Raw genomic sequence first — 23,992 nt, 5'->3', positions numbered from 1 at the left:
GGGATGCGGCCGTGCCGGGTTCGACGCGGTTCCTTCCCGACCGAGCACCACGACGCGCCTTCGAGGTCGCCGTAGAGGAGGGGATGTCGATGACCGACGCCCATGAGTTCATACCGGCCGCCAAGCCTGTGATCGACGAGGAGGAGATCGAGGCCGCGGTGCGCGTGCTGCGCAGCGGCCGCGTCGTCCAGGGGCCCGAGGTGGCCGCTTTCGAGGAGGAGTTCTCGGAGCTGGTCGACGGGCGCCACTGCGTCGCGGTCAACTCCGGCACCTCCGCGCTGCACCTGACGCTGATGGCGCTCGGTATCGGCCCCGGCGACGAGGTCATCGTGCCGTCGTTCTCCTTCGCGGCCTCCGCCAACGCGGTCCGGCTGGTCGGCGCCGACGTGGTCTTCGCCGACATCGAGGCCGACACCTTCTGTCTGGACCCGGCGGCCGTCGAGGCGGCCATCACCGCGCGCACCGCGGCCATCATGCCGGTCCACCTGTACGGCCACCCGGCCGCGATGGACCGGATCATGGCGATCGCCGCCCAGCACGGGCTCGCCGTCGTCGAGGACGCCTGCCAGGCCCACGCCGCCGCACTGAACGGCACGCCGGTCGGCGCCTTCGGCTCCGCGGGCACCTTCAGCTTCTACCCGACGAAGAACATGCACAGCCTCGAGGGCGGCATGATCAGCACGGCCGACGCGGAGGTCGCCCGGACCCTGCGCCTGCTGCGCAACCAGGGCATGGAGCAGCGCTACGCCAACGAGATCGTCGGCGCCAACGTCCGTATGACGGACGTCTCCGCCGCGATCGGCCGTGTCCAGCGCGGCAAGCTCGCCGGCTGGACCGAGCAGCGCATCGCCAACGCCGCGTACCTCACCGAGCACATCACCGCGCCGAACGTGGTGACGCCGAAGGTCGCCGAGGGCGCGCGGCACATCTACCACCAGTACACCGTGCGTATCCGGGGTGACCGGGACGCCGCCATGGCCAAGCTGACCGAGGCCGGCGTCGGCAACGCCGTGTACTACCCGACCCCGATCCACCGGCTGAAGCCGTACTGGGAGCCGGACCAGAAGGCCGGCCGCACCTGGGACCTGCCGGAGACCGAGCGGGCGGCCGCCGAGGTCGTCTCGCTGCCCGTCCACCCCGCCCTGTCCGCGCAGGACCTGGAGCGCATCGTGACCGCTGTGAACGCGCTGGGAGAGCAGCTGTGAGCAAGCCGCTGCGGGCCGGACTCGTCGGCCTCGGTTCGATGGGGCGTCACCACGCCCGTGTCCTGGCCGGTCTGGAGGGCGTCGAGCTGGTCGGCGTCGTCGACCCGATGGGCGACAAGTTCGGGGCCGCGCAGGGCGCGCCGATCCTGAACACCGTCGAGGAGCTCATCGCCCTCGGCATCGACTACGCCGTCGTGGCCTGCCCGACCCATCTGCACGAGGAGGTCGGTCTGGCGCTCGCCGAGGCCGGCGTCTGCGCGCTGATCGAGAAGCCGGTCGCCGACACCGTCGAGGGCGCCCGCCGTCTCGTCGAGGCGTTCGAGTCGCGCGGTCTGGTGGCCGGCGTCGGCCACATCGAGCGGTGCAACCCGGCGCTGCGCTCGCTGCGCGCCCGCCTGGAGGCCGGCGAGCTGGGCGACGTCTACCAGGTCGTCACCCGCCGTCAGGGCCCCTTCCCGCACCGCATCGCGGACGTCGGCGTGGTCAAGGACCTCGCCACGCACGACATCGACCTCACCGGCTGGGTGACGGGCCGCCAGTACGTGTCCATCGCCGCGCACACCGTCTCCAAGAGCGGTCGTCAGCACGAGGACATGGTCTCCGCGGTCGGCCGCCTGGACGACGGGACCATGGTCAACCACCTGGTCAACTGGCTGAGCCCGCTCAAGGAGCGGTTCACGTCGGTCACCGGTGAGCGCGGCTGTTTCATCGCCGACACCCTCACCGCCGACCTGACGTTCCACTCCAACGCGGCGGTGACCACCGAGTGGGAGGCCCTGCAGGCCTTCCGCGGTGTCTCCGAGGGCGACATGATCCGCTACGCCATCCCGAAGCGGGAGCCGCTCCTGGTCGAGCACGAGCTGTTCCGGGACGCCGTGCTCGGCAAGGCCGCGGACATCTGCACCCTGCGCCAGGGCATGCGCACCGTCGAGGTCGCGGCCGCGGTGCTGCAGTCGGCGACGGACAACCGCAGCGTGTCCCTTCAGCCGGAGGATCTGGCCGTCCATGGCAGCTGAGTGGCACACATCGGGGGAACGGTGCGCGCTCGGTGGGACTCCTATGTTCTGTGAGACCTTCCCCGCAGGACCCAGCCGGCCGTCGGCTGTCGGAGACCAGGAGCCGGAGAATGAGTGCTGCGCCTGACGTCAGCGTCATCGTCGCCGTCTACAACACGATGCCCTATCTGACGGAGTGCCTGAACTCCCTCGTCGGACAGAGCATCGGCCGGAAGCGCCTGGAGATCGTCGCCGTCGACGACGGCTCCACCGACGACAGCGGCCGCGAACTCGACCGGTTCGCGGCGCTGTACCCGGACACCGTGAAGGTGATTCACCAGCCCAACTCCGGCGGCCCCGCCGCGCCCAGCAACCGGGCGCTGGAGGTGGCCACGGGCCGGTACGTGTACTTCATAGGCTCCGACGACTACCTCGGCGAGGAAGCCCTGGAGCGCATGGTGAAGTGCGCCGACAAGTACGACTCGGACGTCGTCGTCGGCAAGATGGTCGGCACCAACGGCCGCTACGTCCACCAGGCGCTCTACAAGGAGAGCGCCTCGGACATCAGCCTGTACGACTCCGCGCTGCCGTTCACCCTGGCCAACACCAAGCTGTTCCGGCGCGACCTGGTCGAGAAGTACAAGCTGCGCTTCCCCGAGCACATGCCCGTGGGGAGCGACCAGCCGTTCACCATCGAGGCGTGCGTGCGCGCCCGGAAGATCTCGGTGGTGGCCGACTACATCTGCTACTTCGCCGTCAAGCGCGGCGACGCCAGCAACATCACCTACCGCGCCGACCATCTGGCGCGGCTGCGGTGCGCGGCGGAGATCATGGACTTCACGGCCGGCCTCATCGAGGCGGGCCCGGAGCGGGACGCCGTGCTGCGCCGGCACTTCACCTGGGAGCTGGCCAAGCTCATCCAGGACGACTTCCCCGGCCTGGACCGCGAGCTGCAGGCGCAGCTCTGCGCGGGCATCGCGCGGCTCGCCGACACCTACTTCACCGACGGCATCCGTGACGCCATGGACGTCAAGCGCCGGGTGCGGATCGCGCTGGCGCAGGCGGGAGCGATCGACGAGCTGTGCGAGGCGATCACCTCCGAGAAGGAGCCCGGGACCACGCCGTTCGTCGTCGAGGGCGAGCACGTCTACGCCCGCTACCCGGGCTTCCGTGACCCGCGCATAGGCCTGTCCGACCGCGTCTACCAGCTGTTCGACGAGTCCGTCCCCGGCCATCTCGCCGGGGGCACCGAGCTGCTCGCCTCCGGCTGGGAGCAGCAGGGCGACGGGCTCACCTACACGGCGTCCGTACGGGTGCCGGTCGTCGGTGACACCGACGCGGCCCGGATCGCGCTGCGGCTCGTCAAGGGCGCCATGCCCAAGTCGGCCGACAAGCCGGGCGGGCGCCGGCTCAAGGCCGGGCACGTCCCGTCGCCGGTCGTCGGCGAGATGCGGGTGGAGCCCGCGCCGGACGGCGCCGCCAGCGTGCTGCACGCGCGTGTGCCGCTGGACCACATCACCGCCAAGCGAGGCGTCCGGGTTCACCTGGACCTCGTCGGCCGGACGTACGAGATCCCCGTGCGCGGCGAGGGGCTGCCCATGCCGCTGGCCCGCCTGTGGGGGCCGGACGCGGATCCGTACCGTGCGTCGGCCGTGGTGAACGACAAGGGCCGTGTGGTCATCGACACGGCCCAGCTGAATCCCCCGAAGAGGACACTGGTCCTGCGGGCGCTGGGGCGCCTGTTCAGCAAACCGAAGTCCGGTGCCGTCCGCGTGCTGCGGGCGGCCGCCAAGAAGTTCAAGCCGAACGGTGCCAAGAAGCCGACCGGTTCCAAAAGGAAGTAGCGACCCTCCATGAACATCTGTGTAGTAGCGCTCGGCAAGATCGGGCTTCCGCTGGCGGTGCAGTTCGCCTCCAAGGGCCACCGGGTCATCGGCGCGGACGTCAACGAGAAGGTCGTCGAGCTGGTCAACGCCGGTGTCGAGCCGTTCCCCGGCGAGCACGACCTCGACGTCAAGCTGAAGCAGGCCGTCGACGCCGGGCTGCTGAGCGCGACGACGGACACCGCGTCCGCGGTCGCCGAGTCCGAGGCCGTCGTGGTGGTCGTCCCGCTGTTCGTGGACGCCGAGGGCGTGCCGGACTTCGGCTGGATGGACGCCGCGACGAAGGCGATCGCCCAGGGCCTCAAGCCCGGCACCCTCGTCTCGTACGAGACCACGCTGCCGGTCGGCACCACCCGCACCCGCTGGGCGCCGATGCTGGCCGAGGGCTCGGGCCTGACCGCGGGCGAGGACTTCCACCTGGTGTTCTCCCCGGAGCGCGTCCTCACCGGCCGGGTCTTCGCCGACCTGCGCCGCTACCCGAAGCTGGTCGGCGGCATCGACGAGGCGTCGACGGCCCGCGGTGTGGAGTTCTACGAGCAGGTCCTCGACTTCGACGACCGCACCGACCTGCCGCAGCCCAACGGCGTGTGGGACCTGGGCACCGCGGAGGCCTCCGAGCTGGCCAAGCTCGCCGAGACCACCTACCGGGACGTCAACATCGGCCTGGCGAACCAGTTCGCGCGCTTCGCCGACAGCAACGGCATCGACGTCAAGAAGGTCATCGAGGCCTGCAACTCGCAGCCGTACAGCCACATCCATCAGCCGGGCATCGCCGTCGGCGGCCACTGCATCCCGATCTACCCGCGGATGTACCTGTGGAACGACCCGGCCGCGACCGTCGTGCGCTCCGCCCGTGAGGCGAACGCCGCGATGCCCGAGTACGCGGTGGACCTGCTGGCCGCCGCCTACGGCGACCTGACCGGCGTGAACGTGCTCGTGCTGGGCGCCGCCTACCGCGGTGGCGTCAAGGAGACGGCCTTCTCGGGCGTCTTCCCGACGGTCGAGGCGCTCAAGGCGCGCGGCGCGGTCCCGTTCGTCTCGGACCCGATGTACACCGCCGAGGAGCTGGCGGCGCACGGTCTGACCCCGCACAACGGCGAGAAGGTCACCGCCGCGATCCTCCAGGCGGACCACGCCGAGTACCGCACGCTGACCCCGGCCGACCTGCCGGACGTCACGGTCCTGGTCGACGGTCGCCGTACGACCGACCCGGAGGCCTGGAAGGGCGTCCGCCGGGTCGTCATCGGCGGCTGAGGACGGCTGGACGCTCGTACGAACTACCTGGTGGCCCCGCCCCCGTCTCCCGGGGCGGGGCCCTGGTGCAGGAAGGGTTTCTCATGACCTGGCTGATCACGGGCGGGGCCGGTTTCATCGGCTCGCATGTGGTGAAGGCGATGGCCGACGCCGGTGAGTCCGTCGTCGTCCTCGACGACCTGAGCACGGGCCGCGCCGAGCGGCTCCCGGACGGGGTCGCGCTGGAGACCGGCACGGTCCTCGACCGCGAGACCGTCGACCGGGTGCTGCGCGAGCACGCCGTCACCGGCATCGTGCACATCGCCGGCAAGAAGCAGGTGGCCGAGTCCGTCGCCCGGCCGCTGTACTACTACCACGAGAACGTCGAGGGCCTGCGCGTCCTGCTCGACGCGGCCGCCGCCGCGGGCGTCGGCCGGTTCCTGTTCTCCTCGTCCGCCGCGGTGTACGGCATGCCCGACGTCGACCTCGTCACCGAGAAGACGCCGTGCGCGCCCATCAACCCGTACGGCGAGACCAAGCTGGCCGGCGAGTGGCTGGTGGCGGCCGTCGGCGCCCGGCACCGGATGGCGACCGCCGCGCTGCGCTACTTCAACGTGGCGGGCGCGGCCACGCCCGAGCTCGGCGACGACGGCGTCTTCAACCTCGTCCCGATGGTCTTCGAGCGGCTCGACGCCGGGGAGTCGCCGTGGATCTTCGGCGACGACTACCCGACCCCGGACGGCACCTGCATCCGCGACTACATCCACGTCGAGGACATCGCCACCGCGCACGTTGCCGCCGCCCGTCGGCTCGCCGCCGACCCGGAGGCCCGGCTCGTCCTCAACATCGGCCGCGGCGAAGGTGTCTCGGTCGCCGAGATGGTCCGCATCATCCAGGACGTCACCGGCCGCACCGACGTCGAGCCGCGCGTGCGCGAGCGCCGCCCCGGCGACCCGGCTCGCGTGGTGGCCTCCGCCGACCTGATCCGCGAGGAGCTCGGCTGGAGCGCGCAGCGGGGTGTGCGGGAGATGGTGGAGTCGGCGTGGGCGGGGTGGCGGCTGCGGCACCCGGAAGCGCCGTAAGCGCGTCGAGAAGACGCGTCAAGCGCAGGAAGCGCGTATGAGGAAGGGCCCCCGGAATGTTCCGGGGGCCCTTCCTCATGGGCCTTGTTTCACCGGCCGGTGCGGAGGTCAGCGGTCCTCGAGGAACAGCTTCTCGAAGTGCTTCTGCACCACGGGCCAGTCCCACACCGTCAGCGCGTGCTCGGTGGCGAGCTTGCCCGCCGCGCGCCAGGCCTCCTCCGTGGCCGTGACCTTCAGGATCCGCTCGGCCGCCTCCGCGGGGGAGGTGACGACCCAGCCCTCCGGGTACAGCGTGCGGGCGCTGTTGGGCTTGCCGGCGTAGAACGGCCAGTCGCGCACGACGGGGACGGCACCGCTGGCCGCGCCCTCCATCAGGCCGACGTGGCAGCCCTCGCGCACCGAGGAGCTGAGGATCGTACCGATCTCGACCAGCTTCGAGGGGACGTCGTCCGTCGGACCGAGCTTCACGACCGCGCCGGACTCCTCCAGCGGGGCGATCAGCCGGTCGAACTCGCGCCGGTACTCGCGGGTGGCCTGGCTGGTCTTCGGGTCCATGTCGCCGCCGACCAGGATCAGCCGGTAGCGCTCGTCGTGCTTGCGGACCCGCTCCAGGACGTCCACGGCCCACTTGGGGTCCTTGGCGACCTGGCTGATGCCGACCAGACCCAGGTTGAAGCGGGCCTCGGACGGCTTGGGCCGGTTGAAGCCCGACAGGTCCATCGCATTGTCCAGGACGTGGACACGCGGGGCCTGCTCACCACGGAGCATCGGCACGAGCGAGGTGGTGAGGTCCTTCACGTGCGGGGCGACGTACACGAGGTCGTCGACCCGGGAGAAGTCCGTCATGTGCGGCCAGCGCGTGAACGCCTCGTAGCTGTGCAGGCGTACGACGATCCGGGTGTCGCCCGGGTCGATCGTGGTGAGCATGCCAGCCGGGCCCGCCGCCCACTCCAGGAAGACCGTGTCCGCCCAGTCGAGGTAGGGGCGCATCAGGCGGTCCACCTCTTCCTGGTAGTCGCTCGCACCGTCGGCCAGCCGGTCCTTGAGCATCCTCGGGGCCGCCCAGGAGATCCGCTTGAGGTGCTTGTTCGCGGCCAGGTCCAGGTAGCGCAGCTCGACGCCGGGGTGGTCGGCGAAGTGCTCCTTGATCAGGTGCAGGAAGTTGTCGTTGGCGCTCGTCGCCACCAGTAGCCGCAGCGGGCGGTCGGTGGGCGCGGGCGCCGCGGGCACCTTGCGGCCGCGCGGGCGGCTGAGCGCCTGGTACGCCTTGGAGGCGTACAGCGGGGCGACGAATCCGTCGGCGTCCTTCGCCAGCGGCGAGGACAGCTGGTCGATGTGCAGCACCCGGTGGAAGTGCAGGAACAGCGCCCGGTTGATCGCCTCGGCCGCCTCGTCGGTGCGCCCCTTGGCGTACTCCGCGTCGGCGTACGCCAGATGGGCCGCGACCGCCTTGGAGAGGTTGCGAGGGCTGAGACCCTTGCGGATCTCCTGCATGGCGCCCTCGTAGTAGAGGTCCGAGCGCAGCTTCAGGTCCGGGATCTTCGCGGCGGCGTCCGCCAGGGTCAGCGCGGCACCGCTGGTGCGGCCCGCCCACTGCATGCCCTCGGCGACGTACCGCGAGGTCGCGGCGCGCACCCTTATCGGCATGCCGGGCGCGGTCACCGCCGAGCGCCACAGACGGGCGCCGACGCCGGACCGCATCACGGGCCGCGGGGTGGCCGCCCGCACCAGCTGCGCGGGCAGGTTGTCGACGCTGCGGCGCACATCGCGGGTGATGGCGTGCAGCGGCGGCAGGACGGAGGAACGGCGGGCGGCGGCGCTGCCCTGCTCCTTCAGCTCCTCCACGGCCTTCAGCGCGGGCGCGAGCCCGAACTTGGCGGGGGCGGTCCGGTTGTACTCGGCCAGCCGCCACACCGTGTACACGGCGGAGGGGTCCAGGGCGACGAGCACGTCGGCCCTGCGGGCCCGGGAGCGCAGCCACGAGTCGCGGCCGATCTGCATCCACAGACGCAGCCCGCGCGGCGACTTGCCCATCCGGCGGCGCAGCGCCTGGCTGCGGTGCTTGAGGCTGCGCGGCAGCTGGTGGAGGCCGGCCAGCCCGACCTTGGCGAGCTCCTCGGGGATGCCCTCGGCCTCCAGATGGAAGCTGCCCGCCAGGTAGACGCGCGCACCCAGGGCCTCGAACTTGCGCACCGTGGAGGCCAGGACGCCGAACTGCGGCCGGTCGGTGGCGACGAGCAGGACTTCGGTCACTTGGCGAGCTCCTCGACAAGGTTCTTGACGGCGACGGACATCAGCGCCTCACGAGTGAACTGGTCGGCGTGGGCCATCGCTTCGGCGTGCTCCTCGTCGGTCGTCTCCACCGCCATGTGCGCGGCCTTGATGAACGACTCGGTCAGGCCCTCCACGTCGAGGCCGGGCGCGCCCGTCCACAGCGGGTGGCCCTTCAGCACGTTGGAGGCGTCGTGCTCGACGGCGTGCGCCGACACGATGGGCAGGCCCGTCGCCATGTACTCGTAGACCTTGCCGGAGGTGACGTACCGTCCGCCGATCAGGATCAGCACCATGGCGTCCCAGCCGGCGTAGATCGACGCGACCTCGGCCTTCGCGGCGGGGCCGCCGAAGAAGACGCCGTCGGCCTCGGCCTCCTTGAGGACCTCTGCGTGCCGGTTCGCCCCGCGGTTGGCGCCGTTGCCGATGTGGCCGCGCAGCTCGAAGCGCGCGTTCGCCAGCAGCGGTTCCTTCTCACGGGCCGCACGCCAGGCGTTCAGCACCGTCTCCAGGTGCGGGATGGTGAAGTTGACCGTGCCGAGGTAGCCGAAGACCAGACCGGACTCGCGGTCCGGCTTGTGCACCCGGCCCGGCGAGCTGTCGGCGTCGTAGCCGTTGCGTACGACGTGCACGCGGTGGGCGAACTCGGGATAGCGCTTGCGGTAGTGCTCGGCGATCGGGTCGTTGACGACCCACAGGGACACCGCGTGGTCGAGGACCTTCTGCTCCCAGCGGCCCTCCTCGGAGTCCCGGGCGAAGGCCTCGACGCCGTCGATGACGTCGATGGACCAGCCGTCGCGGAAGTCCACCGCGTACGGCACCTTCTCGTCCTCCCACAGCTTCCAGGCCGCGGCGAGGTTCACGTACGGCACGCAGCTGGCGAGCAGCAGGTCCGCCGGGTGCTCCCGGTGGATGCGCAGGACGGCCTGCTCCAGGTCGCCGCGCCACTCACCGAAGTTGGGCTCCGGGAAGGTCTTGGTCTGGCGGCGGCGGAGCTTGGCGACCCAGCCGTTGGGGTCGAGGGCACGCGCCTCGTCGTAGAGGCGGATGTCCGTCTCCAGGTCTTCGCGCGCCAGCGGCAGCTCGACGATCTTCACCCGGGGGTCGACCTGCTCCAGCAGGGAGAGGTCGATGCCGGAGTCGAGCTCCCAGGACTCCCGGGCGATGTTGACGACCGTGACGTCCCAGCCGACCTTGACGAACTGGTTGGCGGTCTCACGCATCCGATACGTGGAGCTCTTGGCGGCCGGCGGGAAGCCGATGGCGAGGTAGATGACGTGGGGCCGCTTGCCTTCCGCAGGCGGACCGGACGGGGGAGACGATGACATAGCAGTTGACGCTAGCACGCTGACATGCGCGGACTGTGGGTCGCTTGTGGCCGCCCGCCAGGCGGACGGCCACGACCTCGAAGACCGCGTCAGGCGGGCCGGCTGCCCCCCTTCCACTCCTCCATGAGCCGGACGACGTTGTGCGCGGCACGGCCGTCGCCGTAGGGCGTGCCGGGGTCGGCGGTCGGCACGGGACGGGTCACCGTCTCGGCCCACTCCTGCGGCGACAGCGTGTGCGGGTCGGGTACAAGGACGTTCCAACCCGTGTCGACGGTTTCCACCCACTCCGTCTCGGGGCGGATGGTGGTGCAGATGCGCTCCAGCAGGAACGCCTCCTTCTGCAGCCCGCCGGAGTCGGTGACCACACCGACGGAGGCCAGCACGGCGGCGACCAGGCTCGCGTACGGCAGCGGGCGGCCGACGTGCAGGTTGCCCTGGGCCAGCTCGATGCCGTGCTCCTTGGCACGGGCGACCAGCCGCGGGTGCGCGGCCAGCGCCACCGGCACCGGCAGCTTGGCGAGCGAGTCGACGATCGCGGCGAGCCGCTCGGGGTCGTCGGTGTTGTCCGGGCGGTGCAGGGTCGCCAGCAGGAAGGGCTGCGCCGGGTCGATGCCCTCGGGCAGCTCGGGCGCCGGGAACTCGCCGGCCCGCACCTGGTCGCGGATGCGCAGGCAGATGTCGACCATCACGTCGCCGGCCAGGCGGGTGCGGTCGGCGAGGCCCTCGCTCGCGAGGTGGCGCACGGCCTCCTCGGTGGGGGCCAGCAGCAGGTCGGCGCAGTGGTCGGTGAGGACGCGGTTGTGCTCCTCCGGCATCCGCCGGTTGAAGGAGCGCAGGCCCGCCTCCAGGTGCGCGACCGGCAGGTGCATCTTCACGGCCGACAGCGCGCCGGCGATGGTGGAGTTGGTGTCGCCGTACACGAGCACCCAGTCGGGCCGCTCGCGCTCCAGGACCGGGTCCAGCGCGGAGAGCACGGCCCCGGTCTGCACGCCGTGGCTGCCGGAGCCGACGCCGAGGTGCACGTCGGGGTCGGGGATGCCGAGGCCCGAGAAGAAGACGTCGGAGAGGTCGGCGTCGTAGTGCTGCCCGGTGTGCACGATCACGTGCTCGTGCTCAGTCTCCGCGAAGGCCGCCGCGATGGGGGCGAGCTTCACCAGTTGAGGTCGGGCTCCGACGATGCTGATGACTTTCACTGAGCACTCTTCTTCTCGGTGGGGCTTGCTCGGTAAAGGGAATGGTAGGCAACGGGCGGCCCCGACCAGGCCCGCGGGCCGGGCCGGCTGCGGGGGCCGGGACGTGTTCATGCCGTGTTTACGCCGTGGTCAGAGGGGCAGGAACCCTTGTTCGGGCCACCGCATAACGTTTTCGTGAATCTTGTGTTTAGTTCGGGGGAAATCGGGACGCTCTATGCGGAGCGCTCGACCAGCACCCCGTCCTTCTCCACGTACAGCGACCCGGTCTGCGGGCACTCCCACACACCCGGCTCGCCCTCCCGCTCGACCAGACGGACACCGGCGTGCCCGACCCAGCCGACCTGACGGGCGGGGACGCCGACGACCAGCGCGAAGTCCGGCACGTCCTTGGTGACGACGGCGCCCGCGGCGACCATCGCCCAGCGGCCGATGCTGATCGGCGCCACGCACACCGACCGCGCCCCGATCGACGCCCCGTCGGCGATCCTCACACCGACGGCCTCCCAGTCGCCGCCGCGCTTCTGCTTGCCCTCGGGGTCGACGGAGCGCGGGTTGTGGTCGTTGGTGAGGACCACGGCGGGACCGATGAAGACACCGTCGCCGAGCTCGGCCGGCTCGTAGACCAGGGCGTAGTTCTGCAGCTTGCAGTTGTCGCCCATGCGCACACCGGAGCCGACGTACGCGCCACGGCCGATCACGCAGCCCTCACCCAGCCGGGCGCCCTCCCGGATCTGTGCGAGGTCCCAGACGCTGCTCCCGGCGCCGATCTCGGCGCTCTCGTCGACCTGGGCGCTGGGCTGGACCCTGTAGTTCACTTCTTCGCCTTCCGCAGTACGGCTTCGCCCCGCGAGCATACGGGGGAGGGGGGCGCCGGCCCGGCGGGGCAGCGGGCTCCGGCCCGGTTTGACCCCCGAACACCCGCCCCGTAACCTTGACCGTCGGCGTGTCCACAGACGTGCCACATCCCCGTAAACCTCTTCCTCCCGGGTACCTCGGTGGCTGGGAGAGGCCGTCCGTGTTCGTCCCGGACGGCTGGACTGCGGGGGTGCCGTTCCCGAGCGAGAGAGTGAGATCCGCGTGTACGCCATCGTGCGCAGCGGTGGTCGCCAGCACAAGGTTGCTGTCGGCGACATCGTTGAGGTTGACAAGATTTCCACCGCCAAGGTTGGCGACACGGTCGAGCTCTCGACCCTGCTCGTTGTCGACGGCGACGCTGTGACCAGCGACCCGTGGGTGCTGGCCGGCATCAAGGTCCAGGCCGAGGTCGTGGACCACCACAAGGGCCAGAAGATCGACATTCTGCGCTACAAGAACAAGACCGGCTACCGCCGTCGTCAGGGCCACCGCCAGCAGTACACGGCGATCAAGGTCACTGAGATCCCCGCGGCTGCGAAGTAAGGGACTGAGGAGACATGGCACACAAGAAGGGCGCATCGTCCACCCGGAACGGTCGCGACTCCAACGCCCAGCGGCTCGGCGTGAAGCGCTTCGGCGGTCAGGTCGTCAACGCGGGTGAGATCCTGGTCCGCCAGCGCGGCACCCACTTCCACCCGGGCTCCGGCGTGGGCCGCGGCGGCGACGACACGCTGTTCGCGCTGCAGGCCGGTGCGGTGGAGTTCGGTACCCACCGTGGCCGCAAGGTCGTGAACATCGTTCCGGTCGCCTGACCCGAGCGAGTCGTTCGATCTTTTCGCGAGGCGGACCTCACTTCCCTTCCGGGAAGGCGGGTCCGCCTTTCGCTTGTTGAGCAAGCAGTACGTTCGCTTGTCGACCCGGCAGTAACCGAGTAACACCCGTACTCCCCCAGCCCTTCGGCCGGGGAGACCCCCAGGAGGCACCCACCATGACCACCTTCGTGGACCGCGTCGAACTCCACGTCGCCGCGGGTAACGGAGGTCACGGCTGTGCCTCCGTCCACCGCGAGAAGTTCAAGCCGCTCGGCGGACCCGACGGCGGCAACGGCGGGCGGGGCGGGGACGTGATCCTCACCGTCGACCAGTCGATCACCACGCTGCTCGACTACCACCACTCCCCGCACCGCAAGGCCACCAACGGCAAGCCCGGCGAGGGCGGCAACCGCTCCGGCAAGGACGGTCAGGACCTCGTCCTCCCCGTGCCGGACGGCACCGTCGTCCTCGACAAGGCGGGCAATGTGCTCGCCGACCTCGTCGGGCACGGCACCTCCTTCGTCGCCGCCCAGGGCGGTCGCGGCGGTCTCGGCAACGCCGCGCTGGCCTCCGCCCGCCGCAAGGCGCCCGGGTTCGCGCTGCTCGGTGAGCCGGGGGACCTGCGGGACGTCGTCCTGGAGCTGAAGACCGTCGCCGACGTGGCGCTGGTCGGGTACCCGAGTGCCGGGAAGTCGTCGCTGATCTCCGTGCTCTCCGCGGCCAAGCCCAAGATCGCCGACTATCCGTTCACCACCCTTGTGCCGAACCTCGGCGTCGTCACCGCCGGGTCGACCGTCTACACCATCGCCGACGTCCCCGGCCTCATCCCGGGCGCCAGCCAGGGCAAGGGGCTCGGCCTGGAGTTCCTGCGGCACGTGGAGCGGTGCAGCGTCCTCGTGCACGTCCTCGACACCGCCACCCTCGAGTCCGACCGCGACCCCGTCTCCGACCTCGACGTCATCGAGGAGGAGCTCAAGCAGTACGGCGGGCTCGACAACCGTCCGCGCATCGTCGTCCTGAACAAGATCGACGTCCCGGACGGCAAGGACCTCGCGGGCATGGTGCGGCCCGACCTGGAGGCGCGTGGTTACCGCGTCTTCGAGGTGTCCGCCGTCGCCCACATGGGGCTCAAGGAGCTGTCCTTCGCGCTCGCCGACCTCGTCGCCAAGGCGCGGGCCGCCAAGCCGAAGGAGGAGGCGACCCGGATCGTCATCCGGCCCAAGGCCGTGGACGACGCCGGCTTCACCGTCACGCGCGAGGAGGTCGGCGGCGAGCCGCTGTTCCGCGTCCGGGGCGAGAAGCCCGAACGCTGGGTGCGGCAGACCGACTTCAACAACGACGAGGCCGTCGGTTACCTCGCCGACCGGCTCAACCGGCTCGGTGTCGAAGAGGAGTTGATGAAGGCGGGCGCCCGGTCCGGCGACGGCGTCGCCATCGGGCCCGAGGACAACGCCGTCGTCTTCGACTGGGAGCCGTCCGTGACCGCCGGTGCGGAGATGCTCGGCCGCCGTGGTGAGGACCACCGCTTCGAGGCCCCGCGGCCCGCGGCCCAGCGCCGCCGTGACCGCCAGGCCGAACGGGACGAGGCGTCCCAGGAGTTCGAGGGCTTCGAGCCCTTCTAGGCCCCCTCCACCCCTTCCGGCCCCTCAGCCCTTCCGGCCCCTCTGGGCGGCAACTGCCGCCCCCGGCTCTCCGAGTCCCAGGGACCCGTTGTGGCAAGGCACCTGTTGCCCTGCCGCCACGGGTCCCTCTTCGTCTCCCTTCTTGTCATGCACGCGAGACTCACCACCGCGGCCACCACCTCTTCGACATCCGCCAGGCGACGGACGGCAGGCCGGGCGTTCGGCGGGTGCGACGAAAAACGATGGGAGAACGCCGGGAGAACATTGAGAGGGGCCTGGGACTCATCCAAGTCCCAGGCCCCTCTCAGCGTCACCTCAGGAATTCCGCGTAATCCTGACGAGTAATGGTGTGGTAATGATCTCGTGTATATGAAGAACGTGTGCACCCTCATGTCGCGAAGCGCGAAGATCCCCCACTCCCCGGTGGTGATCGCCGCAGCTCCGACGCCACTGAGCTGCTTTCTCGTCACTCTCGGCAATCCCATACACCCTGTGGAGTTACTCACAGGATTTAGTGAGCGCATCCGAGGAAGGTTCACCTTGTGTCTCGCAATCACCAGCAGGGCAAGGTGAATGGCGGGTAGCGCGCACATATGCACTGAAGGGCGCTCACCTTGCATCGCGGTTACCGCAAGTGGGACCATTTGCCCGTTCCCTGTCGCCCCAAGGTAGGTCACCTGTGTCCCAGCACATAGCCAAGCCCCGTACCACCGCAGTGATCCTGGCCGGTGGCACCGGTCAGCGGGTGGGTCTGTCGATCCCCAAGCAGTTGCTGAAGATCGCCGGCAAGGCAGTCATCGAGCACACCCTGACCACCTTCGAGAAGGCGGACTCCATCGACGACGTCATCGTGCTGATGGCGCCCGGCTATGTGCCGGACGTCGAGAAGATCGTGGCCAAGGCCGGGTTCAGGAAAGTATCCCGGATCATCGAGGGCGGCTCCACACGGAACGAGACCACCGAGCGCGCCATCGCCGCCCTGGGCGAGGGCCTGGCCGAGGGCGAGGACCTCAACGTCCTCTTCCACGACGCCGTACGCCCCCTGCTCTCGCGGCGCGTCATCGACGACTGCGTGGCTGCCCTGGAGCGCTACCAGGCCGTCGACGTCGCCATCCCGTCCGCGGACACGATCATCGTCACGCGCACGCACGGCGAGGACGGCGAGTTCATCACCGAGATCCCGGACCGCTCCCGGCTGCGCCGCGGACAGACCCCGCAGGCGTTCAAGCTGTCGACGATCCGCCGGGCGTACGAGGTGGCCGCGGGCGACCCCAACTTCCAGGCCACGGACGACTGCACGGTCGTCCTGCGCTACCTGCCGGACGTGCCCATCCACGTCGTCGCGGGTGACGAGTACAACATGAAGGTGACGCAGCCGGTCGACGTCTTCATCGCCGACAAGCTCTTCCAGCTCGGCTCCACGGCCGCCCCCGAGCAGAACGGCGAGGACGCCTACCGCGAACTGCTCACCGGCAAGACCCTGGTGGTCTTCGGCGGTTCGTACGGCATCGGCAAGGACATCGCCGAACTCGCCGAGTCCTACGGCGCGAAGGTCTACGCCCTCGGCCGCTCCACCACCGGCACGCACGTCGAGAACCCGGAGGAGGTCGACGACGCGCTGTCCAAGGCGTACGCGGAGACCGGCCGGATCGATTACGTCGTCAACACCGCGGGCGTGCTGCGCATCGGCAAGCTCGCCGAGACCGACAACGCGACCATCGAGGAAGCGCTGAAGGTCAACTACCTGGCCCCCGTGCAGATCGCTCGTTCGGCCTACAAGTACCTCGCCGAGACCAAGGGACAGCTGCTGCTGTACACCTCCAGCAGCTACACCCGCGGCCGCGCCGAGTACAGCCTCTACTCCTCGACCAAGGCCGCCATGGTGAACCTCACCCAGGCCCTGTCCGACGAGTGGGCCGGCGACGGCATCCGCGTCAACTGCATCAACCCGGAGCGCACGGCGACCCCGATGCGCACCAAGGCCTTCGGTCAGGAGCCCGCGGGCAGCCTGCTGTCCTCCGAGGCGGTCGCCCGCACCTCCCTCGACGTGCTGCTGTCCGAGCTGACCGGGCATGTCATCGACGTCCGTCAGCAGGACCCGACGGCCGACGCCAGCCGCGCCTCCGGCTTCGAGCAGGCCCTGGCCGGCGTGCTCGACCGACAGGGCGGCATGGCATAATCACCCGCAAATAGCCATTGGAATTCAGGCCTCTGTGGCTTCCGGTTTACGGAGAGTTCACAGAGGCCTGAATCCGTAAAACTCCCGAAACTCTTCACAAGGGATTTTCTGGGTCTTACGGACTTTTCCGGCTGCTACGACCTCTATGACCGGCAACCCTCCCAGAGCAGGTTCCTCCGTGATAAGCACCGCTATTCGCGTCGCCCGGGTGGGCAGCGCGGCCGAGCTGGCCGCGGCGGCCCTCATGACGCTGGGCTACCCCGGCCTCATGCTGGCCGCGCTCGTCCCGAGCGTCCCCGCCTTCGCCGCCGCGGCCGCCGTGACGTACCTTGCGGACCTCTATCTCCACCGCAAGGGCAGCTACCTCATCAGCCTCCTGGGCAAGGTGAGAGCCGGTCTGTCGACGCGCTTCCTGGTCCGGGAGCTGCTGCTGATCCTGCTGCTGGCAAGACTGGACCTCTCCAAGGAGCCGGTCTTCTACGCGGCGATCGCCTGCTTCACGATCTTCTTCGGCCTGCAGGCCCCGCACGGCGCGCTGGTCACCCTGATCGGCAACCGCCGTCAGATGCCGGTCGCCACGCGCAACGTCGACCTGGTCTCCCGGATGTCCATCCCGGACGCCCCGCCGCGCCTCCTGCTGCGCCGGGCCGGTGTGAAGATGCTCCACCTCGACCTCGCGGCCGTCGTGGGTCTGCTCGTCTACGCCCTCGCGGAGGTGAAGCTCGCCGGCTTCGTCGGCGTCGGCGTCACCCTGGCCCTGGGCACGCTGTACGTCGTCGCGCTGGCGCCGTACCTGCGGGCCAAGCGGATCCCGCCGAGGGCCGACAAGGTCCTGAAGGGCATCAGCGCCTGGCTGCGCGAGTACCGTCCGGAGACGGTGCTGTACTTCTCCGGCTCACCCGACTCCGCCTACCAGGTCAACATGTGGCTGGAGACGATGGAGCAGCTGGACTCCCGTCCGCTGATCATTCTTCGTGAGCGCGAGATCCTGGCGAAGATGGCGCCCACGACGGTCCCCGTCATCTGCGTGCCCGGCGGGGTGCACCTGATGAACCTGGACCTGTCCACGGTGCGGGTCACGTTGTACGCGGCGAACGTCGGCAAGAACATCCACATGCTGCGCGTCCCCACCATGAAGCACGTCTTCATCGGCCACGGCGACAGCGACAAGGCCGCCAGCGTCAACCCGTTCAGCAAGGTGTACGACGAGGTGTGGACCGCCGGACGCGCCGGCCGCGACCGCTACGCCATCGCCGACGTCGGCATCCGCGACGAGGACATCGTCGAGGTCGGCCGCCCGCAGCTCGCGCCGATCGAGCCGTGGAAGGGCGCGCCCGAGGACAGGATCCCCACGATCCTGTACGCGCCCACCTGGGAGGGCTGGGACGACAACCCGGGCAACACCTCGCTCCTGCTGGCCGGCGAGAACATCGTGAAGAAGCTGGTCGCGGCCGAACCCCCGGTCCGTGTCCTGTACAAGCCGCACCCCTTCACCGGCACTCGCAGCAAGAAGGCCGGCGCCGCACACCGCCGGATCATCGCGCTGATCAAGAAGGCCGCCGCCGAGCGCGCCGCCGATCCCCGCTTCACCGCGGACCCGGCCGCCCAGGCCAGGGCGAAGGCCGAGCTGACCCGCCTCAAGGCCCGTCTGGACGCGCTGTCCCTCGCCTTCGACGAGAAGGCCGACGAGGCCGTGACCAGCCGAGACGGCCTGGTCGACATGCGCAAGCACGAGGAGGCCGCCCGGCTGCGCGCCGAGTGGAACGACGCCTACTGGCGCTCCTTCCCCACCTTCGAGCACCGCGTCATCTCGGGCACCGAGCCGCGTCTGTACGACTGCTTCAACGCCTCCGAGGCGATGGTCTCCGACATCTCCAGCGTCGTCTCCGACTTCATCGCCAGCGGCAAGCCGTACGCCGTCACGGACTCGGCGGAGCTGGGCGTGGAGGAGTTCAAGCGGCAGAACACCGCCGTGCGCGCCGCCGTGATCCTGACCAACAGCGCCGCCGAGCTCGACCAGCTGCTGGACGCCGTACGGGACCCGGCCGCAGACCCGCTGGCCGAGGACCGCAAGGAGCTCAAGGAGTACCTGCTCGGCCCCGACGAGCCGACCTCCATCCAGCAGTTCAACACCGCGGTCGCCAACCTCGCGCTCAAGGCCGAGGCCCGCAACGTCGGCCAGGAGTCCCGGGGCGCCGCGGCGTTCCACGGGGCGGAACTGGCGGAAGCGGAAGACGTGACGACGGCGTGACGACGGACTGAGACCGCCCGCCCCGAAGCGGCCTGGAACCGGCTCGGTCCCCCTGGCCCGATTCCCCGGCCCGTCCCCACGGCTCGGCCCCCGGAGATCTCTCTCCGGGGGCCGAGTCGTTTCCGTTTCCTGTGACGCGGCACACACTGAGGAAGGGCGGCAACAGAGGCAACCCCTTTCTGTAATCCTCCGTCTATCCGAACGTCAGATCATGGGCTTGAGGGAAAACGTGCGTGACGAGGTGGAAGAGTGACCCTGGCGGAGCCTGATGTCACCGTGATCATCGGGGCCTACGAAGCGATGCCGTACCTGGTCGAGTGCCTGGCATCGGTCGAGGCGCAGTCGATGGATCCGGCGCGCATCGAGGTCATCGCGGTGAACGACGGCTCCCGGGACGGCACCGGGGACTGCCTGGACGAGTTCGCCGCCCGTGCCCCCATGGCGGTCACCGTCATCCACCAGGAGAACTCCGGCGGCCCCAGCGGCCCGCGCAACGTCGGCCTCGCCAAGGCCACCGGCCGCTACGTCTTCTTCCTCGACGCCGACGACCGGCTCGGCCCCGAGGCCCTGGAACGCATGGTCGCCATGGCCGACAAGAACGGCACGGACGTGGTCCTCGGCCGCGTCGAGGGCATCAACCGCAAGCCACCAGGGTCGATGTGGGGCAAGACCCTCGACCGTACGGACGTCTTCTCCTCCAACATCAAGTTCACGCTCAGCGCGCAGAAGCTGTTCCGCCGCGCGATGCTGGAGCGGCACGGCATGCGCTTCGACGAGTCCCTGTGGACCGGCGAGGACGCGCTGTTCACGATGGAGGCGTATCTGCGGGCCGACGGCGTCTCCGTCCTCGCCGACTACACCTGCTACTACCTGGTGGGCCGCACCGACGGCAAGCATGTGACGAAGAGCGGCAGCTACACCCTGCGCTTCGACTCCGCGCGCGCCCTGATGGAGCTGCTCGCGCGGATGCTCCCGCCCGGCGCCAAGCGGGACGTCCTCATGGTCCGCCCCTTCCTGGTCACGGTGCTGCCGCAGTTCGGCCCGGTGTTCCTCCGCAACGACGAGGAGATCCGGCGCACCAAGATGGAGCTGGCCAAGCCGCTGATGGACGCCTACTGGAACGAGGGCGTCGCCCACCGCCTCCGCGTGCACGAACGCCTGCGGCTGCATCTGGTGGCCCAGCAGCGCCCCGATCTCCTCGCGGACGTCATCGAGTTCATCAACGCCAAGACCGAACCCACCCCCGTCCTGGAGAAGCGCGGCACCCGCCTCTACCTCGCCTATCCCCACTTCCGCGACAAGACGGCCGGCGTCCCCGACCGCGTCTACCTCGCCGAACCCCGCGAGGCCAAGGCGTACCCCGGCTGGCGCCAGGGCTCGACCGAGTCCTTCCTGCGCCGCGCGACGCGCAAAATACGCCGCACCCTGTCCCAGCGCAGAACGACCCCGAGAAGCGCGACGGCGGCGTGAGGCGACCGGCCGGGGGCGGCCGACGTGAGGTGGCCGACCGGGGTGCCGGGCCGACGTGATGTGCTCAGGTCAGAGGCGTGGGGCTGTCCCGATGCGCGGCTCCGCAGCGCGGGCGCGACAGGCCACAGCCGACCCGCACCTGGCGACGGCCGGTCACTCCGACGGCGCGCCCCCCTGCCGCGCGGCGGAACCCTACTTCGACTTCAACGCCCGCCGCAGCGGACGCCCCACCACCCGCCGGGCCCGCCGATAGATCGACGCAGTCGGCAACGCGGCCGCGGCCTTGGCCCCGACCCTGGACTTGGCGAGCTCTCGCTTCAGCTGCGCGTTGTGGTTGTCCAGTTCGACGATGCGCTGCTGCAGCCACCCGAACCGGCTCGTCAGGGAGGCCAGGTCGGCGTCGTTCCACGGCCGCACGCCCGCCGGGAACGACAGCGACCGCAGCTTCTTCTCGAAGGCCTCGCCGCCGTCGCCGTGCGTGAACGTGTTCTCCAGACCGTTCTTGTCCAGGAACGCCGTGAATCGGTCGAAGCGCTCGCGGTGGTTGCCGGTCAGCGCGCCGAAGTCGGCCTCCTCGTACAGGTCGGCCGGGTCGAGGTCCGCGGGCACCTCGCTCAGCAGCCGGTGCGGGATCTCGAAGAAGCGGCACAGCTCCAGCGTGCGCGAGTCGAAGGCCAGCACGGTCGCGGGCGTGCCCGCCAGCAGCGCCGCGATGTTGCCGTGGATGCGTGAGCCGAAGGAGTAGTCGAAGTCCCGCAGGTCGTCGATCCAGGTGACCGGATCGATGTACACGCGGACCTTGTCCTCCTGGTACATCGGGTGGCCGGGGTGGGTCGGCATCTCGGTGATCTTGCCGGCCGGAGAGTCCACGTCCCGCCAGTACAGCTGCTTGGCGTCGGTGAGGTTCTGGCCGATGTAGCGCAGGTGCGGGTACTGGGCGTGGGTCCGGGTGATGATCTTGTGCAGGCCGCCGCCGCGCACGGCGGTGTGCGAGCCGTTCACCGCGATCCGCGACCGCGGCGTCAGCTCCGCCGCCCGCTTCTCGACGGTGAGCTTGTCGCCGTACATGAACATCGACGGGCAGCCGATGATCTCGACGTCCCGGAAACCCATGTCGTTGAGGTACTTCTCGGTGAACTCGCCGCGCACGCCGATGGAGGCGCTGTGCTCCAGCACCGCCGCGCAGAAGGCGCGCACCGTGGGCTCCATGGGCTTCAGCCGCGCCGGGTCGTAGGTCACCCCGGTCTGCGCGCCGACGCCCAGCACGACGACCGGGATCTTCAGCTTGCCGATCAGCCGGGTCAGCCGCTGCAGCGACGCCTCGAACGTGGGCCTGAAGGCGTTGGCGAGCGGTACGACGAAGGCGTCGTACTCCTCGTTGATCCGTGCGGCCGCGGAGACGTCGGTCCGCATGCCGTTGGAGAAGACCTCGGCGTCCGGCGTGGTGAGGATCTTGTGCGCGGCATCGCTGAAGATCAGGTTGCCGGAGTTGGTGGCGATCACGTCGCGGTGGAGGGCGTCCTCGACGGGGACGACGTCGAAGGGGCTCTTCCCCGATCTGAGGAGTATGCGCTTCACAGAGCGAACCTTAAGTGACACAAACTTCAGAATAAATTTTGATTCTCTTCAAGTTCCATCTGGAACCTATACAACCTTTTTGCCGTACGCAAACGGTCAGTAAATGGCTACGGTGCGCGATTGTCCGGGGAGTGAAACCCGCGCGCGGCCTGCGCCCCCGTTCGCGTAGATTGCCTGGTGGGCAGTCGTGGCCTACGCGAGGGGACGAAGAACAAGGTGGCAGGGGCAAGGCAGGCCGTGCGCGAGGCCCGCAGGATCGTCGTCAAGGTGGGCTCCTCGTCGCTGACCACCGCCGCGGGCGGCCTGGACGCCGACCGGGTCGACGCGCTCGTCGACGTCCTCGCCAAGAGCCGCAGCGGGGGAGAGAAGGAGATCGTCCTCGTCTCCTCCGGCGCCATCGCCGCCGGCCTCGCCCCGCTGGGTCTGCGCCGCCGTCCCAAGGACCTCGCCCGCCAGCAGGCCGCCGCGAGCGTCGGCCAGGGCCTGCTCGTGGCCCGCTACACCGCCTCCTTCGCCCGCTACGGCGTCCGCGTCGGCCAGGTGCTCCTGACGTCCGACGACATGAGCCGCCGCGCCCACCACCGCAACGCCTCCCGCACCCTCGACAAGCTGCTGGCGATGGGTGCGTTCCCGATCGTGAACGAGAACGACACCGTCGCCACCGACGAGATCCGCTTCGGCGACAACGACCGGCTCGCCGCCCTCGTCGCCCACCTCGTCCACGCCGACCTGCTCGTGCTGCTGTCCGACGTGGACGGCGTCTACGACGGCGACCCCAGCAAGCCGGGGACCTCGCGGATCGCGGAGGTGCGCAGTCCCGAGGATCTCGCGCACGTCGAGATCGGCAGCGCAGGCAAGGCGGGCGTCGGCACCGGTGGCATGGTCACCAAGGTCGAGGCCGCCCGGATCGCGGCCGCCGCCGGTATCCCCGTGGTCCTCACCAGCGCGGTCCACGCGGCCGACGCCCTCTCCGGCGGCGACACCGGCACCTACTTCCACGCCACCGGCAAGCGCTCCGCCGACCGCCTGCTGTGGCTCCAGCACGCCTCCACCCCGCAGGGCTCGCTCACTCTGGACGACGGGGCGGTCCACGCGGTCGTCGAGCGCCGCAAGTCGTTGCTGCCGGCCGGTATCGCCGGTGTCGAGGGCGAGTTCAGCGCGGGCGACCCCGTCGAGCTGCGCGACGGCCGGGGGCACGCGGTGGCCCGTGGCCTCGTCAACTTCGACGCCAAGGAGATCCCCCGGCTGATCGGCCGGTCCACCCGCGAACTGGCGCGTGAGCTGGGAGCCGAGTACGAGCGGGAGGTCGTCCACCGGGACGACCTCGTGATCCTGCACCCCTAGGGCCTGTCGCGACCGGTCGAACGGCCGCTCCCGGACGGGCTCGAACGACCCGTACCGGTGGGGGACGTTCCGTGAAACCGCCCCACGGAGCCGTGCGGCCTGCTCAACTTTGTCCTGGGACCACATCCGCACGAGCGCTGCGTAAAGGAGGCCGTCGTGAGACGAGTGCGCCCTGGGGTGGCAGCGGCGCGTGGGAGTACCGGCGGGGCCGGCAAGGCGTCCTCGGCGGGCAAGGCGTCCTCACGCGTGGCCGGCGAGGAGCGCGCCCTGACCAGCGTGGCGGCCGGCGACCAGTACCGGGGACCCGAGACCGACGGACCGGAGCAGACGCGGCCCGAGGACCTGCCCCGCCTGTGGCACGTCACACTGAGCGTCTCGGGCGAGGAAGCCGACCTCAAGGAGCTGCGGCGTGCCCTCGAACAACTCGCCCACGACCACCCCTTCCTCCTGACCAGCCGCTACGCCGTCGACCACGCGGAGATCCGCTACTGGGAGGAGGCGCGCGACCTGCACGACGCGGCCGCCGTCGCCCTGCGTCTGTGGGGCGAGCACCGGCAGACGGCCGGGCTGCCGGCCTGGGAGATCGTCGGTCTGGAGGTCATCGACCGCCAGACCTACCACCAGCGCATCGCCGAGGGCTACGGCCCACGGCCCGCTGCCCCTGTCGGAGTTCACCCCTTCTGACTCCGGC

At 70.1% G+C, this 23,992-nt stretch carries 18 protein-coding genes; 13 read left to right on the top strand and 5 right to left on the bottom strand.

All coding sequences use genetic code 11. The annotated features are described in order from the left end of the window. The first annotated feature begins 89 nt into the window (after window positions 1-89). The 5 genes from ACPT94_RS00520 (at window position 90) to galE (ending at window position 6,398) form a co-directional block, all read left to right on the top strand. Window positions 90-1,205 carry a DegT/DnrJ/EryC1/StrS family aminotransferase gene (locus ACPT94_RS00520; RefSeq protein WP_360340832.1) on the top strand — a complete coding sequence of 372 codons (1,116 nt, stop codon included), beginning with the start codon at window positions 90-92 and terminating at the stop codon, window positions 1,203-1,205. After that, window positions 1,202-2,221 carry a Gfo/Idh/MocA family protein gene (locus ACPT94_RS00515; RefSeq protein WP_360340835.1) on the top strand — a complete coding sequence of 340 codons (1,020 nt, stop codon included), beginning with the start codon at window positions 1,202-1,204 and terminating at the stop codon, window positions 2,219-2,221. Before ACPT94_RS00520 ends, ACPT94_RS00515 begins: the two co-directional genes overlap by 4 nt. A 110-nt stretch (window positions 2,222-2,331) precedes the next feature. Further along, window positions 2,332-4,044, top strand: a complete 1,713-nt coding sequence (locus tag ACPT94_RS00510) for a glycosyltransferase family 2 protein (protein WP_425244777.1) — start codon at window positions 2,332-2,334, stop codon at window positions 4,042-4,044. 9 nt (window positions 4,045-4,053) lie between these two features. Continuing rightward, a complete protein-coding gene (locus ACPT94_RS00505; protein WP_425244776.1) occupies window positions 4,054-5,337 on the top strand; it encodes a nucleotide sugar dehydrogenase in 1,284 nt (427 codons plus the stop codon). 83 nt (window positions 5,338-5,420) lie between these two features. Next, window positions 5,421-6,398, top strand: a complete 978-nt coding sequence (galE, locus tag ACPT94_RS00500; RefSeq protein WP_425244775.1) for a UDP-glucose 4-epimerase GalE — start codon at window positions 5,421-5,423, stop codon at window positions 6,396-6,398. A 108-nt stretch (window positions 6,399-6,506) separates the two neighbouring features. Here galE and ACPT94_RS00495 read toward each other — a convergent pair whose 3' ends face one another. The 4 genes from ACPT94_RS00495 to ACPT94_RS00480 all read right to left on the bottom strand — a co-directional run bounded on the left by ACPT94_RS00495 (window position 6,507) and on the right by ACPT94_RS00480 (window position 12,005). Further along, complete coding sequence (locus tag ACPT94_RS00495) at window positions 6,507-8,651, bottom strand: glycosyltransferase family protein (protein ID WP_425244774.1); 2,145 nt, start codon at window positions 8,649-8,651, stop codon at window positions 6,507-6,509. After that, window positions 8,648-9,892, bottom strand: coding sequence for a glycosyltransferase (locus ACPT94_RS00490; protein WP_360341003.1), 1,245 nt, complete (start codon window positions 9,890-9,892; stop codon window positions 8,648-8,650). Before ACPT94_RS00490 ends, ACPT94_RS00495 begins: the two co-directional genes overlap by 4 nt. A 194-nt stretch (window positions 9,893-10,086) precedes the next feature. Next, window positions 10,087-11,190 carry a non-hydrolyzing UDP-N-acetylglucosamine 2-epimerase gene (gene wecB, locus ACPT94_RS00485; RefSeq protein ID WP_360340850.1) on the bottom strand — a complete coding sequence of 368 codons (1,104 nt, stop codon included), beginning with the start codon at window positions 11,188-11,190 and terminating at the stop codon, window positions 10,087-10,089. 212 nt (window positions 11,191-11,402) lie between these two features. Then, on the bottom strand, window positions 11,403-12,005 hold the full coding sequence (locus ACPT94_RS00480; protein WP_360340853.1) for an acyltransferase: 603 nt from the start codon (window positions 12,003-12,005) through the stop codon (window positions 11,403-11,405). A gap of 262 nt (window positions 12,006-12,267) precedes the next feature. Here ACPT94_RS00480 and rplU point away from each other — a divergent pair, with 262 nt between their 5' ends. The 6 genes from rplU to ACPT94_RS00450 all read left to right on the top strand — a co-directional run bounded on the left by rplU (window position 12,268) and on the right by ACPT94_RS00450 (window position 20,379). After that, complete coding sequence (rplU, locus tag ACPT94_RS00475) at window positions 12,268-12,588, top strand: 50S ribosomal protein L21 (protein ID WP_004931419.1); 321 nt, start codon at window positions 12,268-12,270, stop codon at window positions 12,586-12,588. A 14-nt stretch (window positions 12,589-12,602) separates the two neighbouring features. Further along, entirely contained in the window at window positions 12,603-12,857 is a 255-nt protein-coding gene (gene rpmA / locus ACPT94_RS00470; protein ID WP_189937709.1) for a 50S ribosomal protein L27, read from the top strand. Between the two features lie 176 nt (window positions 12,858-13,033). Beyond that, window positions 13,034-14,479 carry a GTPase ObgE gene (gene obgE / locus ACPT94_RS00465; RefSeq protein ID WP_360340858.1) on the top strand — a complete coding sequence of 482 codons (1,446 nt, stop codon included), beginning with the start codon at window positions 13,034-13,036 and terminating at the stop codon, window positions 14,477-14,479. Between the two features lie 679 nt (window positions 14,480-15,158). After that, complete coding sequence (locus ACPT94_RS00460) at window positions 15,159-16,658, top strand: SDR family NAD(P)-dependent oxidoreductase (protein ID WP_425244772.1); 1,500 nt, start codon at window positions 15,159-15,161, stop codon at window positions 16,656-16,658. 178 nt (window positions 16,659-16,836) lie between these two features. Next, window positions 16,837-18,909: a hypothetical protein gene (locus tag ACPT94_RS00455; RefSeq protein WP_425244771.1), complete on the top strand. Its 2,073-nt coding sequence runs from the start codon at window positions 16,837-16,839 to the stop codon at window positions 18,907-18,909. A 249-nt stretch (window positions 18,910-19,158) separates the two neighbouring features. Next, on the top strand, window positions 19,159-20,379 hold the full coding sequence (locus tag ACPT94_RS00450; protein ID WP_360340867.1) for a glycosyltransferase family 2 protein: 1,221 nt from the start codon (window positions 19,159-19,161) through the stop codon (window positions 20,377-20,379). Window positions 20,380-20,571: 192 nt separating this feature from the next. Here the strand turns inward: ACPT94_RS00450 and ACPT94_RS00445 are convergent, their stop codons facing one another. Beyond that, a complete protein-coding gene (locus ACPT94_RS00445) occupies window positions 20,572-21,957 on the bottom strand; it encodes a polysaccharide pyruvyl transferase family protein (protein ID WP_425244770.1) in 1,386 nt (461 codons plus the stop codon). 237 nt (window positions 21,958-22,194) lie between these two features. On the opposite strand from ACPT94_RS00445, the gene proB reads away from it, so the two are divergent. Both proB and ACPT94_RS00435 read left to right on the top strand, forming a co-directional pair. Beyond that, window positions 22,195-23,301 carry a glutamate 5-kinase gene (proB, locus tag ACPT94_RS00440; protein ID WP_360341006.1) on the top strand — a complete coding sequence of 369 codons (1,107 nt, stop codon included), beginning with the start codon at window positions 22,195-22,197 and terminating at the stop codon, window positions 23,299-23,301. A 156-nt stretch (window positions 23,302-23,457) separates the two neighbouring features. Beyond that, window positions 23,458-23,985, top strand: coding sequence for a DUF8830 family protein (locus ACPT94_RS00435; RefSeq protein ID WP_360340873.1), 528 nt, complete (start codon window positions 23,458-23,460; stop codon window positions 23,983-23,985). The last annotated feature ends 7 nt before the right edge of the window (window positions 23,986-23,992 follow it).

Source organism: Streptomyces aurantiaciflavus (assembly GCF_049808595.1).
GTDB lineage: Bacteria > Actinomycetota > Actinomycetes > Streptomycetales > Streptomycetaceae > Streptomyces.
The sequence above is the reverse complement of the archived record's forward strand: the minus strand, read 5'-3'. Positions and strand labels throughout refer to the sequence as shown.

Bases quoted from the DNA above. Each gene is read 5' to 3' on its own strand.
- ACPT94_RS00520 (WP_360340832.1), top strand. From the start codon at position 90: ATGACCGACGCCCATGAGTTCATACCGGCCGCCAAGCCTGTGATCGAC.
- ACPT94_RS00510 (WP_425244777.1), top strand. From the start codon at position 2,332: ATGAGTGCTGCGCCTGACGTCAGCGTCATCGTCGCCGTCTACAACACG.
- ACPT94_RS00505 (WP_425244776.1), top strand. From the start codon at position 4,054: ATGAACATCTGTGTAGTAGCGCTCGGCAAGATCGGGCTTCCGCTGGCG.
- galE (WP_425244775.1), top strand. From the start codon at position 5,421: ATGACCTGGCTGATCACGGGCGGGGCCGGTTTCATCGGCTCGCATGTG.
- ACPT94_RS00490 (WP_360341003.1), bottom strand. From the start codon at position 9,892: ATGCGTGAGACCGCCAACCAGTTCGTCAAGGTCGGCTGGGACGTCACG.
- rpmA (WP_189937709.1), top strand. From the start codon at position 12,603: ATGGCACACAAGAAGGGCGCATCGTCCACCCGGAACGGTCGCGACTCC.
- obgE (WP_360340858.1), top strand. From the start codon at position 13,034: ATGACCACCTTCGTGGACCGCGTCGAACTCCACGTCGCCGCGGGTAAC.